16 protein-coding genes, 1 tRNA gene and 1 pseudogene are annotated in these 13944 nt (G+C 50.5%); 6 read left to right on the forward strand and 12 right to left on the reverse strand.

Annotated features, from left to right (window positions below):
• Positions 1-70 precede the first annotated feature (70 nt).
• The 3 genes from V9K95_RS04180 (at position 71) to V9K95_RS04190 (ending at position 3471) form a co-directional block, all read left to right on the forward strand.
• Positions 71-2203 (forward strand): sensor histidine kinase, encoded by a 2133-nt coding sequence (locus tag V9K95_RS04180; protein WP_336439752.1) that lies wholly within the window; start codon positions 71-73, stop codon positions 2201-2203.
• A gap of 405 nt (positions 2204-2608) precedes the next feature.
• The gene (locus V9K95_RS04185) at positions 2609-3109 is read left to right on the forward strand and encodes a GFA family protein (RefSeq protein WP_336439751.1); all 501 of its coding nucleotides are present in this window, start codon (positions 2609-2611) and stop codon (positions 3107-3109) included.
• Between the two features lie 149 nt (positions 3110-3258).
• Positions 3259-3471, forward strand: coding sequence for a hypothetical protein (locus V9K95_RS04190; protein WP_307279341.1), 213 nt, complete (start codon positions 3259-3261; stop codon positions 3469-3471).
• Positions 3472-3473: 2 nt separating this feature from the next.
• Here the strand turns inward: V9K95_RS04190 and V9K95_RS04195 are convergent, their stop codons facing one another.
• Positions 3474-4076, reverse strand: a complete 603-nt coding sequence (locus V9K95_RS04195; protein WP_115052489.1) for an isochorismatase family protein — start codon at positions 4074-4076, stop codon at positions 3474-3476.
• Between the two features lie 83 nt (positions 4077-4159).
• Entirely contained in the window at positions 4160-4381 is a 222-nt protein-coding gene (locus tag V9K95_RS04200; protein ID WP_336439750.1) for a hypothetical protein, read from the reverse strand.
• A gap of 423 nt (positions 4382-4804) precedes the next feature.
• Here V9K95_RS04200 and V9K95_RS04205 point away from each other — a divergent pair, with 423 nt between their 5' ends.
• The gene (locus tag V9K95_RS04205; RefSeq protein WP_115052487.1) at positions 4805-5008 is read left to right on the forward strand and encodes a hypothetical protein; all 204 of its coding nucleotides are present in this window, start codon (positions 4805-4807) and stop codon (positions 5006-5008) included.
• A gap of 41 nt (positions 5009-5049) precedes the next feature.
• Here the strand turns inward: V9K95_RS04205 and V9K95_RS04210 are convergent, their stop codons facing one another.
• Positions 5050-5244 (reverse strand): hypothetical protein, encoded by a 195-nt coding sequence (locus tag V9K95_RS04210; protein ID WP_336439749.1) that lies wholly within the window; start codon positions 5242-5244, stop codon positions 5050-5052.
• A gap of 36 nt (positions 5245-5280) precedes the next feature.
• On the reverse strand, positions 5281-5619 hold the full coding sequence (locus tag V9K95_RS04215) for a hypothetical protein (protein WP_162802466.1): 339 nt from the start codon (positions 5617-5619) through the stop codon (positions 5281-5283).
• A 474-nt stretch (positions 5620-6093) separates the two neighbouring features.
• Here V9K95_RS04215 and V9K95_RS04220 point away from each other — a divergent pair, with 474 nt between their 5' ends.
• The gene (locus tag V9K95_RS04220) at positions 6094-6393 is read left to right on the forward strand and encodes a DUF982 domain-containing protein (RefSeq protein ID WP_336439748.1); all 300 of its coding nucleotides are present in this window, start codon (positions 6094-6096) and stop codon (positions 6391-6393) included.
• 38 nt (positions 6394-6431) lie between these two features.
• On the opposite strand, the gene V9K95_RS04225 is transcribed toward V9K95_RS04220, so the two are convergent.
• The 5 genes and pseudogenes from V9K95_RS04225 to V9K95_RS04250 form a co-directional block, all read right to left on the reverse strand.
• Positions 6432-6905 carry a VOC family protein gene (locus V9K95_RS04225; protein WP_115053233.1) on the reverse strand — a complete coding sequence of 158 codons (474 nt, stop codon included), beginning with the start codon at positions 6903-6905 and terminating at the stop codon, positions 6432-6434.
• A gap of 488 nt (positions 6906-7393) precedes the next feature.
• Positions 7394-7678 carry an autotransporter outer membrane beta-barrel domain-containing protein gene (locus V9K95_RS04230; protein ID WP_336439747.1) on the reverse strand — a complete coding sequence of 95 codons (285 nt, stop codon included), beginning with the start codon at positions 7676-7678 and terminating at the stop codon, positions 7394-7396.
• Positions 7635-8224, reverse strand: a pseudogene (locus tag V9K95_RS23670) (autotransporter outer membrane beta-barrel domain-containing protein). The gene V9K95_RS04230 and the pseudogene V9K95_RS23670 overlap by 44 nt, the downstream one beginning before the upstream one ends.
• 196 nt (positions 8225-8420) lie before the next feature.
• Positions 8421-8497 (reverse strand) — tRNA-Ile (locus V9K95_RS04245).
• Between the two features lie 98 nt (positions 8498-8595).
• On the reverse strand, positions 8596-9651 hold the full coding sequence (locus V9K95_RS04250; RefSeq protein WP_370878725.1) for a sugar-binding transcriptional regulator: 1056 nt from the start codon (positions 9649-9651) through the stop codon (positions 8596-8598).
• A gap of 132 nt (positions 9652-9783) precedes the next feature.
• Between V9K95_RS04250 and V9K95_RS04255 the strand changes: the two genes are divergently transcribed.
• A complete protein-coding gene (locus tag V9K95_RS04255; RefSeq protein WP_336439746.1) occupies positions 9784-10524 on the forward strand; it encodes a hypothetical protein in 741 nt (246 codons plus the stop codon).
• 1 nt (position 10525) lies between these two features.
• Here V9K95_RS04255 and ptsP read toward each other — a convergent pair whose 3' ends face one another.
• Genes ptsP through srlE form a run of 3 tightly spaced genes read right to left on the reverse strand, consistent with a single transcriptional unit; the run spans position 10526 to position 13943 of the window.
• Entirely contained in the window at positions 10526-12475 is a 1950-nt protein-coding gene (ptsP, locus tag V9K95_RS04260) for a phosphoenolpyruvate--protein phosphotransferase (protein WP_336439745.1), read from the reverse strand.
• A 38-nt stretch (positions 12476-12513) separates the two neighbouring features.
• Positions 12514-12891, reverse strand: coding sequence for a PTS glucitol/sorbitol transporter subunit IIA (locus tag V9K95_RS04265; protein WP_115052479.1), 378 nt, complete (start codon positions 12889-12891; stop codon positions 12514-12516).
• A gap of 29 nt (positions 12892-12920) precedes the next feature.
• Positions 12921-13943: a PTS glucitol/sorbitol transporter subunit IIB gene (srlE, locus tag V9K95_RS04270; RefSeq protein WP_115052478.1), complete on the reverse strand. Its 1023-nt coding sequence runs from the start codon at positions 13941-13943 to the stop codon at positions 12921-12923.
• Position 13944: the final 1 nt, after the last annotated feature.

Below are 13944 nucleotides of genomic sequence, written 5' to 3' on the forward strand. Positions count from 1 at the left end.
AAGAGGCTGACGGATGCCGGGCGACAAAAGCATATTGAAACCGCAGGTATTACCCAAGGGTGCGTTAGGAATGACGCTCTTGGTTCTGGCGACCACGATCATCTCCTTTGTCGTCATGATGGGTATAACCGGAATTTCTCCGACGAAGACTGTTACGCAGGTCATCGTCGGGGCGAATGCTATATCAATTCTCGTGCTCATTTATCTGTCTTATGCAACGTTAAGAAAACTGATTTTTTTCAAGAGCAAAGAGAAGAATCGTGACCTGCATACCAGCATCACTATTATCTTTGCTCTGATTGCCTCGATTCCATCAATTATAGTTGCTTGCTTCTCGCTTATCGTTCTCGACAACCGGCTGAATTCCTGGATTAATCCCGAGAATAATCAGATCATCGACATGTCGATCAAAGCTGCGCAGTCTTATACCGAAGACAATGCCCAAAGCCTTTTGTCCACGACCTTATCGATGGTCATCGAACTTGATCAGCGCAGGCTGCTCTACAATCTTGATAGGGGCGCTTTTTCGGATTGGCTAACATATGACGCTGATCGCAATAATCTGCTGGGTGCCTCACTCGTTAAATCCACGGGAGAAGTCGTCGTCAGCGCGCGATTGTTCAACGATTTGGTCTTGCCGGCGGTGCCCCTGAAAGCGATTAGCGGTGCAGCCGGTGATCGCCCAGTTTTGATTCCGCCAGGATCAACCAATCTTGTAGGGGCTGTGATCAAAACGCAGGCTCTGCCTGATCTCTACCTTTACACAATACGCTCGGTAGACTCGTCCGCCCTCAACAATATGCGTATTATGAACGATAATAATACGGAATATCAATTACTTGCCAGTAACAGGTCTAATACACAAATTGCCTATGCGCTCCTATACACCGAACTAACCTTGTTGCTTCTATTGACGGCTGTCTGGACAGGTATCGCTGTTGCAAATCGTGTCGTGCAGCCGATCCGCGCCCTTATTAGCGCAGCAGAAGAGGTGGCGACTGGCAATTTCGATATTTCCGTGCCTGTAAAAGGTTCCGACGGCGATATTGGAGCTTTGTCGCAGACATTCAACAACATGGTCGGACAGCTAAAAACCCAGCACGATGATCTCACGTCAGCCAAGGATGAGATCGACGAACGTAGGCGTTTTACGGAGGCGGTGCTATCGGGCGTCACCGCCGGTGTTATCAGCGTCAATGCAAATGGCGAAATTGCGGGTTTGAACCGCCCTGCTGAAAACATGCTTGATATCAATGTATCGGAAACCCTCGGTCAGCAGCTTACCTCGGTGTTTCCGGAGATCAGCGAAATTTTTGCTCTGGCCGGTATCAACGATCGATCATCAAGCCGCAGACAGATCAGCATTACCCGCAATGGCATTGCCCGCTCGCTCAATGTTCAAATAACGCGCGAAGATGCCGACGCCAAAAACGCTTCTTATGTCGTTACAGTTGATGACATAACTGATCTCGTAGCAGCCCATCGTTCGTCTGCCTGGGCAGATGTGGCCCGACGTATCGCACACGAAATCAAAAACCCGCTTACCCCCATTCAATTGTCTGCCGAACGCATCCGCCGCCGCTATGGTAGAGTTATTGTTGAAGATCGCGCAATTTTTGATCAATGCACCGACACGATTATTCGTCAGGTTGGTGACATTGGCCGTATGGTTGACGAGTTTTCAGATTTTGCTCGAATGCCAAAACCGGAATTCGTCACCACAAATGTAGTAGACGTGCTTAAAGACGCTTCGTTCCTCGTTGAAATCAGCAATAATCGCATCACATTCGAGCATGAGTTCGACGATGAGCCGCTTCTTGGCAATTTCGACAATCGCCTGCTCGGCCAAGCTTTCGGGAATATCATCAAGAACGCATCTGAATCAATCGATGCGGTACTTGAGCAAGGCATCATTGATCAAGGACACATTCTTGTTCGTGCAAAGGGCTCCGGCGCCTCAATCGTGGTCGAAGTGCTGGACAACGGCAAGGGATTACCCGCGGAAAACCGCCATCAACTGCTTGAGCCATACGTTACGACCCGAGAAAAAGGCACCGGACTTGGTCTGGCAATCGTTAATAAGATCATTGAAGACCATGGTGGCCATCTGGAACTGCTCGACGCGCCCGCAAACTTTCATGGCGGACGCGGCGCACTGATGCGAATGGTCTTTCCTAGACTTGTTGAAACCTCTGCGGCTTAAACTGCATCACGATCTTTCATGACGCACATCAAAATGTGATGATGTATTAGGCCCGTAAAAATTGAACAAGATTAATAAAATGATTATAGTTGCGTCTCCGGTATCTGAAGCGCGAAAACAGTATTTTGCAGCCAAACGGAAACAGGATCATGAAATCGACCAACGACATTGGCGCTAGCCAAGGTAGTCACGTGATCGTTTGAGGACATTCTGGATTATCCAGTTTCGCTCAGGAGGAGTCGATATGATGCGGCACATAAAGCAAAATGGTGACCTTTCCAACGGCATAACCTGCTCCATGATTTTGTTCGGAGCTTTTGCAGTGATGGCAGTGCTCTTGGCTGTATAGACACCAGGAATAACGACATTAAACTCACCACGTTCGCTGAGCTCTGCTCTGGCGTAATGTCTGTTGCTGATCGATTGAAAAACAGAGGTCGGGCCGTGAGTGAACGTATCGAAACATGCTCGTGTTTTTGCGGAGAAATCAAAGCGGAACTTAAGGGAGAGCCTTTCTGGGTTAATTTCGACCACGATGACGATTGCCGGAAGGCGATTGGCAGCCCACTCACTGTATGGGTTGGTTATCGGCCATCGCAGTTTCAACTCCTTTCTGGTGAACTCAAAACCTTTTCCAAAACGCTTGGCATTGAGCGTAGTTTTTGTGGACGTTGCGGCACATCCATCGGATATCAAGACACCGGAATTGCCGACGAACTTTACCTCACAATAGGATTTTTTGACCGTCCCGAGAGGTTTCCGCCCTCCGTTCACGGGTATTGGAGCATGCATCTGCCCTGGGTGAAGTTTGACGATGATCTTCAAAGGATAGACACCTACACACGTGATCGTCATCCTGCCGTCAGCACGCCAGCAGAACGCATGGCAAAAGGCGAAAAAAGCTGAAACCCCAGCATTTGCCTGCAGATAATTGGCAGCGTCGTCCCTCAAAAAAATGCCGGTTTACATGGCATTGATGTGGTACAAGAAAGCGGCCATGATTGCCTATAGACTTCATTCTTAACCAAGCGCAATCTCCGCTTGGAGGTGACATCATGGAACGCCTGGATCATAAATTGGACTGTAAAGACTGCGGCACCATCTATCTGAAAATTCCGAAAGATGTGCAAAGCGACACGCCAATCTATTGCAGCACATGCGGGGTTTTGCTTGGGCGGTGGGAAGAGTTGGAACGGGACTTCAACCGGCAGGGCGGTCAGGACGGCGTCTTCAAAATGAATGATGGACAGATTGAACGCTTGGATTAGCATCACCAATTGCTTAAAATGACCTGCGTTTCTGCTGTCTCGACTTGAAGAGATAACCGTCCAGCATAAAAACCCTGCATCGCATCGTGAGCTTGATCCGACGAGCTGCAAACTGCGTCACTGACCAGAATTACCCTATAGCCCAGATCAACGCCGCCAAGAACAGTTGCCAAGACGCAGACATCCGTCTCTCCTCCCGAAATCAATAGCGTATCGACATTCGCCATCCGCAGCGTCTGGTGGAGTTGGGTAAAGTGCCAAGGAGAGTAAACGCTCTTATCAACGACGCGCGCTGGCGGAACAAATAATTCGAGTTCAGCGACCAGATTCACATCTTCAGGAGGAAGCTGGTCAAGCGTCATGCAACGCCATTTATTATAATACCGAGCCCAAGCTCCGCCCGAATTTTCCGGCGATAAAGGAGGTATGAACCTCGTAAACACTGTATGAGTAGGCCGCTTCTCAACCAGCAGGCACACATTGGGTAAAACGCGCTCAAACCACGGCATCGCCCAAGGGCTCGAGCCTGTAAAAAGGCACTGCATATCCACACACAGATGCACAGTGTTTTCTCCGATAGGTCCGAATCTCAATCCCGAAGCCATGTCAACAATACAGTGTAACGTTGAAGGACGTGGTTAAATTTGCGAACGCAGATCACGCTCAAATCAGCATAAAATTGTTCCCTTCAGGCAGCGGAATGCACACGGCCTGAATTCCATTCGACAACCTCCTGACTGCCATCATCATAAACCACTGTTAGCGCTGTTTCCGAACTTGAAATGACTTTCGCCTGCCTCCACTTGCTATCGTCTGGGCAACCCGAGGCCAACTCGTGCCTGAGAATTTTCACATCATCCCCTTCTTTCAAAGAAGCTCTGTATTTCGAAACCAGATCTGGCTGTTCCATGATCAGTCCTCCCAGCTACTACAACCTTTTTATCGAGCAAGGGTTGCAGCCAAGGGAACTGATTCATTGCAGGAACCGTTTCCAACTCAAGAGGTTTGCTCCTTCAACAAAATTCAGGTCATGGCTCGCCGACCGGAGCGCGCTGTTGCAATCGACGTAAGGTTAGGAAAAGGAGACGGGACGTGACAACAAGAATAGCTTGGATCTGCGCCGCTGTTGTCGTAATCGCGACGGCTGCATTCATTATTATCAATCCGCTTGAAAATCGCACGACCGGGCAACAACCATCACCGCATGCGTTAGATCAATCCGGGCAATAACGATAATTGAACCAATAGTCTTGCCTTCAAACCCCGGCGTGCACCCTCTTGTTTTCCACTTGGCTACACGGTTAGATTGCGCTGTAACAAAGAGGGCAAGTTGATGATCGCCGCTTATATTGACGAAGTGATTATGTTTTGTGCCGGATTATGGATGACGGGTGTGGGCTTCCGTTATCTTTCATTTCCAACTCCCGATCAAAGCGCCAAGAATGCTTGGCTTGCAAACATCGTTCCTCATTTCAAATGGATGGGACCTTTATTGCTAATAATCGCAATCGTTTTAGCGATTGCATCGCCAGCTTGATGCAGTTCCGGCTGAACGGATCTGACAGCATCTGCTTGAGACTACTTAGCTGGCGCTTGCCGATCACGTTCGTTTTCTTTTGCGCTTGATTTGAATGTGGCATCACCATCTTCCTTGCCGGACATAATTCGCGGGTTGGCGCTGGAGACCCCATCATTTTTCGCGCCATGCCGAGTTTTTGCAAACTGACCTTTGGCGTCTTTTTTCGGGTCATCCTTACCCAATTTTTCTGTCAACGTAATGTTCCTTTCGAGATCCATATCTGTTCAGCATCACTGCGGCGTGGCGCTTGGAGGGTTTGCTTGCGTTCCCCCACCAGTGCCGGTCTGCGGCCTGGCATTTTCGGCTGGCGGATTGGTGGTGGGTTGATCGCCAGACGGAGGTGTTGCCTGATCGGAAGGTTTATTCTGACCGGCTGCAGGATTTTCTTGCTCGGTTATAGTTGCACTGTTGTCAGTACCTTCTCCGAACAATTCGGCACCGCCCCAAGCAATCAATGCAAGAAGCAGCCCGCCTATTAAAACATACAATATCGGCTTGCCCAGTGGGCCCTGCCTTGCCTCTTTCCCGGTTTCTTTCACATTATGGCTCGATGAGCGCGTATCGGTCATGACTGCCTCCTTCCGTTTGAAAGATGAACCATCGAAAATGATTATGGTTCCGACATGCCACACACGGGGCGAATAGGATTGTCCTCTTTCGTTACTTCGACGCAACCGTTTTTCCAGCCCGCATAGGAAATGAAATTTGTACAAAAGTCTTGAAACCCTTACTTCTCAAAATTATAATTTACGCCATCCAAACAACCCAAAACCTACACCACGCTTAATCCGTGGGTGCAGTTTGTTATTCTTCAGGGAGTGGCAAAACATGGAAGGACTGACTCTAAAAACTACTAATCGCGTGGCTTCACCGGAGCTCCTTAAACAAATCAAGGCTCAGGTGGCTCGAGACTATGCACCGCCTGAAACGATCTCCCAAATCCTCCGCAAAGCCAAAGGTGGCTGTATGCGTCGCCGCATAAGGTTGGGTAAAGCCTGAGGTCAAAGCTCACGAACTCTCGGTTTCCCATTCAGGAGGACTTGATGAACTTATATTTTGAAAGCCCGATCTTCGTAAAAGATGGGTCGATGATCGTTCAAGAAATCGTAACCCTCAATGAGGCGATCGAATTTTTGGACAATTGGCCGGAAAGAAATCGCGACCTCATTCATGAAACCGCGACGCGAATCTGCCATGAAGCATTTGATGGTCACAAACCGTTAAGTGTGGCCCACTCGGCATTCGAAGGCTTTGCGCGAAAGGCAAAAATCCTTGAAGATCCAGCTGCTGTGATGCCCTGGATCATGAAAGCAAAGCCGAACGGTGGTCTTATGACTGCCTGAGCATAAAGGACGGCTCCTGCCCGCTGCGGCCCTATTTATCAGCCTCGGCGGGCGGCTTCGATTGCGGCGACGTCGATTTTCTTCATGTCCATCATCACTGCAAATGCGCGTTTAGCTCCATCGCCTCCGGCAAACAAAGCTTCAGTAAGTACTCGTGGCGTGATTTGCCATGACACGCCCCATTTGTCCTTGCACCATCCGCATGCGCTCTCTTGTCCGCCATTCCCTACTATTGCGTTCCAATAACGGTCTGTTTCTTCCTGATCATCCGTAGCGATTTGAAACGAGAAAGCTTCATTATGTTTGAATGCCGGGCCACCATTGAGACCGAGGCACGGTATCCCAGCGACAGTGAATTCAACAGTCAGTACATCTCCCTTCTCACCGGACGGAAAGTCACCGGGAGCATGGTGAATAGCTGTAACTGAACTGTCGGGGAAAATTTCTGCATAGAAGCGTGCAGCAGCCTCAGCATCCTTGTCGTACCAAATGCATATTGTGTTTTTGGCGATTGGCATCACTTATCCTCCCTGTTCAAGCCTATACTGCATACAGTGTAGAAGCTGATCAACAGGCAAAAGGCGTGCAGCAACCATCATGGCGCACACGCGACAAGATGTGCTCATCACCTGCATTTGAAATCGCCGGGCACGCGCTTGCAAATTCCTATGATGGCAACGGTGATCAGCTACATTGATGGGGAGGTAAAATAATATGGATTGGCGATAAAGAAATAAAACCCGCCAAATGCAATGGCAACGAGGATAACAAAAAGCAGGGTCATGAATAATGCCTCTAGCAGCACAAATCTTGAAGATCGCTTTCTAGCCTGCATTATTGCCTCATTGCACCGGCGCTGATTATGCTCCGTCCAATATGTGAAAATTCTCAGATAGGCAACGCGCATTTTTGAGGCCTTCAAAGATGCGCCACGCCAATAGGTAATCAACGCTCAAGAGCCGAATTGCTCCGGCCCGCCAACATTATTCAAATCAAGCAATCAGAACTTCACCCTGAAGCCTGTTGTTCCGTTGACGCTATAGCTGTCGGCAAAATTGCTCAGGCTGGTATTCAGCGAAACCTCACCGAAGATGGAATATTTGTCATCGGCCCAGCTATAAGAACCGCCAGCACCGGTGCCGCCCCACGTCCGATCTGTTTCATTGGCAAAGTTCACACCAGCCACATCAACATCCGATCCATCAAGGATCTCATGGTAAAGATTGGCAAGGCCGTAAACATTACTGCGCGCCATCCTGCCAAGCGTTTTGATATTCAGCTGCAACCCCGACGCGCCCCTTAAGGCTCTCACTTCTGTCCATCGAGACTCGAGCGCCAAACGGGTCGGTAAAGCGGTCAAAGTCCACGTTGGAATATGCCAGCTGCGCCTGCGGCGTGACTGACCAGTTTCCATCAAGGGCAATCCGCTTGCCTGTTTCGAGGCTTAGCGAGTAACCAAAACCATCATTGTCATTGGCCAGGCTGCGTCCCAGCATATCGGAACCAATGTCGGTTTCATACCATGTGACTTGGACCTGACCATCAACATAGAAGCCGTTTTGCGCCAGCAGGTCAGCGTGCCGCCAAAGCCATATCCGTCCGTGTCAATCGAACCATCGTCGAGTACTGAGGAAGCATTGGTTGAAACTTGTCCGTAATGGACGGTGACACCGCCCATCAAGATGCCGAATTCGGTTTCATGCAGCTTGCCGTCCAGCCCTGACTGCAATCGCCAACTATTATGCTCATAGTCGGAGCGTGTTGTGGAGGTGGGTGGATCAATGCTTGAATGCGCTCCATCAATACGTGTCCAAACGGCACCACTGTCCAGATTTGCCCTCTAACGCTCATCATATAAAGGCATTAAAAGACTTGTTGGGTGTGAATTACACTTAGGCGATGAAAGACTCTAACTCCGAGCAGAATTTATCAATCGGATGTTGCGGGAGAGAGCTTTGAAAAGATCAAAGCCGACGCTTGGTAATCCAAAGCGCTATTCCATGGAAATCACTTGTCTAATGGAAAAATGGTGGGCCCGGGAGGACTTGAACCCCCAACCAAGCGGTTATGAGCCGCCGGCTCTAACCAATTGAGCTACAGGCCCCACCTGAGGCAGCGTTGCAAGACACGCAAGCCGTGCGGGGATCAATAACGGGAAAAATCCTGAATGCAATCCCCGACTTGCCAAACAGTCCAATTACCTCAACTTTTTCTAACAGAAATTTCGGTTCGCGCCGTTTCGCCATCGGCCAGCGCAAGCAATTGTCGGGCGCTTTCTTCATCGGTGATAAATACAGTTGGCCGAATGAGCTTCATAGCTCCATGAAGCGCATTGATCTTTTCCCGCCCGCCCGATGTAAGCACGCGCACTGGCACCCTTTGTATGGTGTCGATGCCGACAGACATGACGAGATCATGAACCGGGTGATCGACCAGATTTCCCTGCCTATCATAAAAATGGAATAACAGATCGCCAACCGCGCCTCTTTCAGCCAGTGAGGCTTGATGCCCCTCATTGAGAAACCCGATACGATAAGGTGTGCTTGATGCAGTTTCGATGGCGCCAACGCTGAGCAGCACCATATCCAGGTCTTCCGCCATTTCGAACACGCTTTTCAATCCGCATCGCTCAATGAGCGCGGTTCGGGTTTCAATGCTGTCCACCATTGCCGGAGCGGGGATAAGATAGCCTTCACCCTGAAAAAGCTGGGCGAATTGCCATGCAAATTCCGCCGGATTGAATCGGCGCGGTTGGCTGATTCCACCCAAAAGCGAGATCACGGTGAAGTCTTCCAGCGCGCGCGCCTCAATGAATGAGAGCGTGCTGAGCAATGTGCGGCCCCAGCCCACCCCCACGCGCATGCCATTACTGACAACATCGGATAGATATGCGCCAGTTGCAGCGCTGATGGCAGGTATCGGATCGCTTTCCGCTTGGGACAAGGGTGCGATAATCACCTTCTCCAAGCCGAATTGCTGCTCTACTTCGCGCTCCAACGCGATGAGATCAGAAAGATAACCCTGGATACCGATTTTGACCTCATTGCGCGCCCTCGCCTCTGCCAGCATGCGCACAATTGTCACGCGTCCAACCCCGAGGACCTCGGCAATCTCGTTCTGCGTCATCTGTTCTATGTAATACATCCATGCAGCACGCATGCGCATCCGGCTGATTTTTGTATCAGGCTGGCCCACATCGAGCGCTGCTTTTTTCGGGCTGCCGGCAGCACTATTCGGTCGCTTGCGTCGATCGGTCAATCATCTCCCCCCTATACCTGCAGGCAAATCACCTGCGTGGTCATTATTATACAACTCCACCAGAATGTTATTTAGCAAGCCACGAAAAAAAGATACAAAGTCTTATCCACTTTCCTGCGCGGGATTGCCAATATGCTACGGGACATTCAAAACGATTTCGTCGTCAATCTTAAAGACAGGCTCCGAGATGTTCGCCATCTCATAAGAGCCAGCCGGCAAGATGTGAAATTGACGCCTCAAGAACTCCCGGAATTCATGCTCGATAAGGTCGCGCGCGTTTTGGATAAGGCGTTCACATCAGCAGAAACAGTGTCAATTTCGTTAATTTCACACGATCCGACTGCTCATTCGGGCGCTCCGGAGGCGCGTAGCTTGGCCGCCTACTTCTTTGAGAATGGCGATGCTGGCGAAGCATTGTTCTGCCGCGACGCTTATTACCTGACAAAATATCTTTTGAAGGCACTCCATGAATCCAATGCGCTCGTTCATGAAGCGGGCTTCGCATCCGTCCATGCCACCATGATTCGCCGGCATGCCACCTTGCTTTCCGCAACAAAAAGCGGTGATCCGAAGGCGATTGCAAATGCATGCGCCGCATTGGCTATTGAACTGCACGCGCGCTACCGGAGCACCGCTCTGTTCACCCAGCAGGCGACAGATCAAATGAGATCATTTTTGTGCTTCTCTGCACTCGCTTTAGCTATAGGTCTGGCAACATATTCAAATCATCAACCCGACGGGGAGAAGTTGGTAGAAACAACCTTATTGGCCTTACAGGCTCGCCCCGAAAAACTCGAACAGGCTATAATGGCACGGGATAAGCTTCACGCATTATCCGACCTGTTCGCGTTTCTGATACCACACCTGCCTTAAGCTAACCAAAGTCCTGTACGCATTTTTTAGCCCTTTGTATCGACGCAGGACTCATACTCAGCTCGGTTAGGCCCATTTTAATGAAAGTCGGGATGAGATCAGGACGGCCTGCTGCTTCACCGCACATTCCGACCATTATGCCCGCCTGAACACCGGCGGTGGTTGTCATCTCAATTGCGGTCATGACAGCCGGATGGGTTACATCATTCAACTTGGCAACCGTGGGATTGAGACGGTCAGCAGCCATGATATATTGGGTCAGATCATTCGTCCCTATAGAGAAAAATGCCACTTCGCGTGCCAATGCCGGAGCGATCAATACGGCGGCTGGCGTCTCGATCATCACTCCCAAATCAAACAATGCATATTCCTGGCCCTCAGCCTTCAGTTCAGCGATGCACTCATCAATCAGCGCTCGCGTGGCATGCACCTCATCGATGCTTGAGACCATTGGCAACATGACTTTGATATTTCCCTTCGCGGAAGCCCGCAAAAGCGCACGCAGCTGGGGTTTAAACACATCGGGCCGATCAAGACACATGCGAATTCCGCGCCATCCTAAAAATGGATTATCCTCGTCAGGAAAATCAATGCCCGAAACGGCCTTGTCTCCGCCAATATCAAGTGTGCGGACAATAACCGGATAAGGTGCAAAAGCAGTGGCTAACGCTGCATAGGTTTCTATCTGAAAATCTTCTGATGGCAGATGCATGTGCCGCATAAACAAAAGCTCGGTCCGGAAAAGCCCGACACCCATTGCACCGGCTTCCTGCGCTGCTTCAATTTCCTCAAGCGAGCCTATATTAGCCGCAATTTCGATAATCGTTCCATCTGCGCGTTTGGGAATGAAGTCTTTGAAGACGCTCAGCGCATGTTTCTCGGCTGTAGCTTCTGCGATTTTTCTTTGAAACCTTGCGACAATCTCCTGATCCGGATCTTCAAACACTTCGCCGCTATTACCATCGATTGCAACGGTGCCAATATTGCTTAGTCGTTGCACATCCGATCCAAGTCCGAGCACCGCAGGAACACCGTGAGCGCGCGCAATAATGGCCACATGCGAAGTAGCTCCTCCGCGGCCGCATACAATACCTGCAATGCGCTTCAAGGGCGCACGCGCCAAATCCCAAGCCCCTATATCTTCGGCTATCAGGATTGATCCCTCTGGAATTGCGTCCAAATTGACATCGTTTTGGCCAAGCAGAGCCAGGCATATCTGGCGGCCGACAGCGTTCATGTCGTCAGCGCGCGCGTTCAAATAAGGATCATCGATAGCAGCAAAATCTGAGGCTATTCTGGATGTCGTGCCAATCACGGCCGATATTGCATCCATTCCACTTTCAACAAGTGTTGTGGCACCGTCGACGAGATCTTGGTCACAAGCAATATCTTTTAGCGCCGCAATGATCCCTCTATCGCTTGCGGCAAGATTACCAATTTCAAGCGATGCATTCATGCGATCCTGCACTGTTGCAAAAGCCTGGTTCAACCGGGCGAGTTCGGCTGGTATGGCGTCTTTCGTGATTGTCCGGTTTTCCTGATCAATTACGGCCGGAAAAAAACCAAAGGCCTTCCCGATTGCCAAGCCTTCACTTGCCGCAACACCGCGCAGATGGCTGTGCGACACGGTGTTGTTTGCAACCGGCGCGACCTCAACCGATTTGATTTTTTCGGCTGTATTGATTTCAAATGTGCCTGAGTGTGGATTTTCGAGAAAGCCGATAAGCGCCTCAATGGCCTCGGCCGCATCTGCTCCAGTAGCACGAACAGTTATCTCGTCATTTTCCTTGACGCCAAGCAGCATCAACTTCACTGAGCTTTTCGCATTGATCGACTTGTCAGCCTTGATCAATTCGATATCGCATTCGAAACCTTTGGCAAGATTTACAAATCGAGTGGCTGGTCGGGCATGCAATCCATCATGCACCCGGACGATAGTCGAGCGTTCCATTCAATTCTCTCTTCGGTATTCGATGTGTTTTCCGGCAATCAACCGATGGTAATTACGGTTCCCACTTTCAGGGCGGCTACAAGCCTGTCAGCTGATATTTCAGCAGCACAAATTTCCCCAGGTCGCTCCACCTTGCTGGCGCCATTAAAAGTAATAACAACATGGCCAATTTCCTTGACCTTTTGCCATGCATAATCACCCATTCCGGTAATCTTGGCGGAGATATCGCCGATCTGAATGACTGAGCCGACGGGAGGACTGGAATCAGAAGCCTCTGTTTCCGCAAGATGGAGAACGGAGACCTCGGCAAGCTCGGGAGGAGCGCCGTCGGCAAAAAGAATGACGACGCCTCCTTCCGCAAGATCCGCCACTTCAGGCCCGACGGCTGTTATCCGTGTTTTGAATTGGACTGACATAATGGCGAACCTCTATCTCTTCTTTTGGTTTAAAATACGATCAGGCTGACGACCCAAGCGATCAGCACCGATACGGGTCCCATGATCTGGCGGCTGATCAGAACAGCGGGGACACCAATTTCAATGGTCTTTGGCTTGGCTTCACCCAGCGCCAGGCCAACCGGAACGAAGTCACAGCCAACTTGCGTATTATAGGCAAAGAGCGCCGGCAGAGCCATCGCAGGCGATATAGTGCCATTGGCGATCTGTGGACCGATAATTGCAACCCCGATAACCTGCGCGATAACGGCGCCCGGCCCTAATATTGGTGATAGGAACGGCAAACCGCAAATCGCGGAAAGTATCAGCAAACCAACAATATTATTGGCAAGAGGGCCCATAGGCTGTGCCAGTACATCGCCAATACCGGTATAGAGGATGAAGCCGATGAGCATGGTAACGAACGCCATGAAAGGCAGAACATTACGAACGACCTGATCAATTGTACGGCGACCGGCATTAAAGAAAATGCCAACGACACGGCCCATCACACGACCGACAGCACTGATCAGGCCAATTAGACCGCCCTCGCTGGACTGTCCTGCATCAGAAGCCCCCATCGAAGCGGCAAGCTCTGCCGGCGTCGGAGGTGCTGATCGTGAAGCTGATGCGCCTGCAACCGTGCTAGACTGAGATCCGTCCGCAAGCTCGATATCGGCTTCTTTCACGCCCGATACATAAATGTCCTCGGTTATGAACTGTGCCAAAGGTCCAGCTTGCCCAACCGATGTCAGATTAACCGTCGGAATGCGCTTGCGAGGATAAACGCCGCAACGCGCCGTACCACCGCAATCGACAACAACAACACCCATTTCACCTTCAACGGGCGGGGCCTTGAAGCCGTCAACCGCCTCACCACCGGTAAGCTCGGCAATTCGCCTTGCGACTGGATGAATACCACCTCCGGTAACGGAAACAACTTTGTTCCGCTCCGGTGTCAGCTGGATCACGAGTGGACCGCCCCATCCGTTCTTGCCGCGAGAGATTTTAACTGGCGTATAAGTTTTTGACATT

This window comes from Phyllobacterium sp. CCNWLW183, from assembly GCF_037203775.1.
Lineage (GTDB): Bacteria > Pseudomonadota > Alphaproteobacteria > Rhizobiales > Rhizobiaceae > Phyllobacterium > Phyllobacterium ifriqiyense.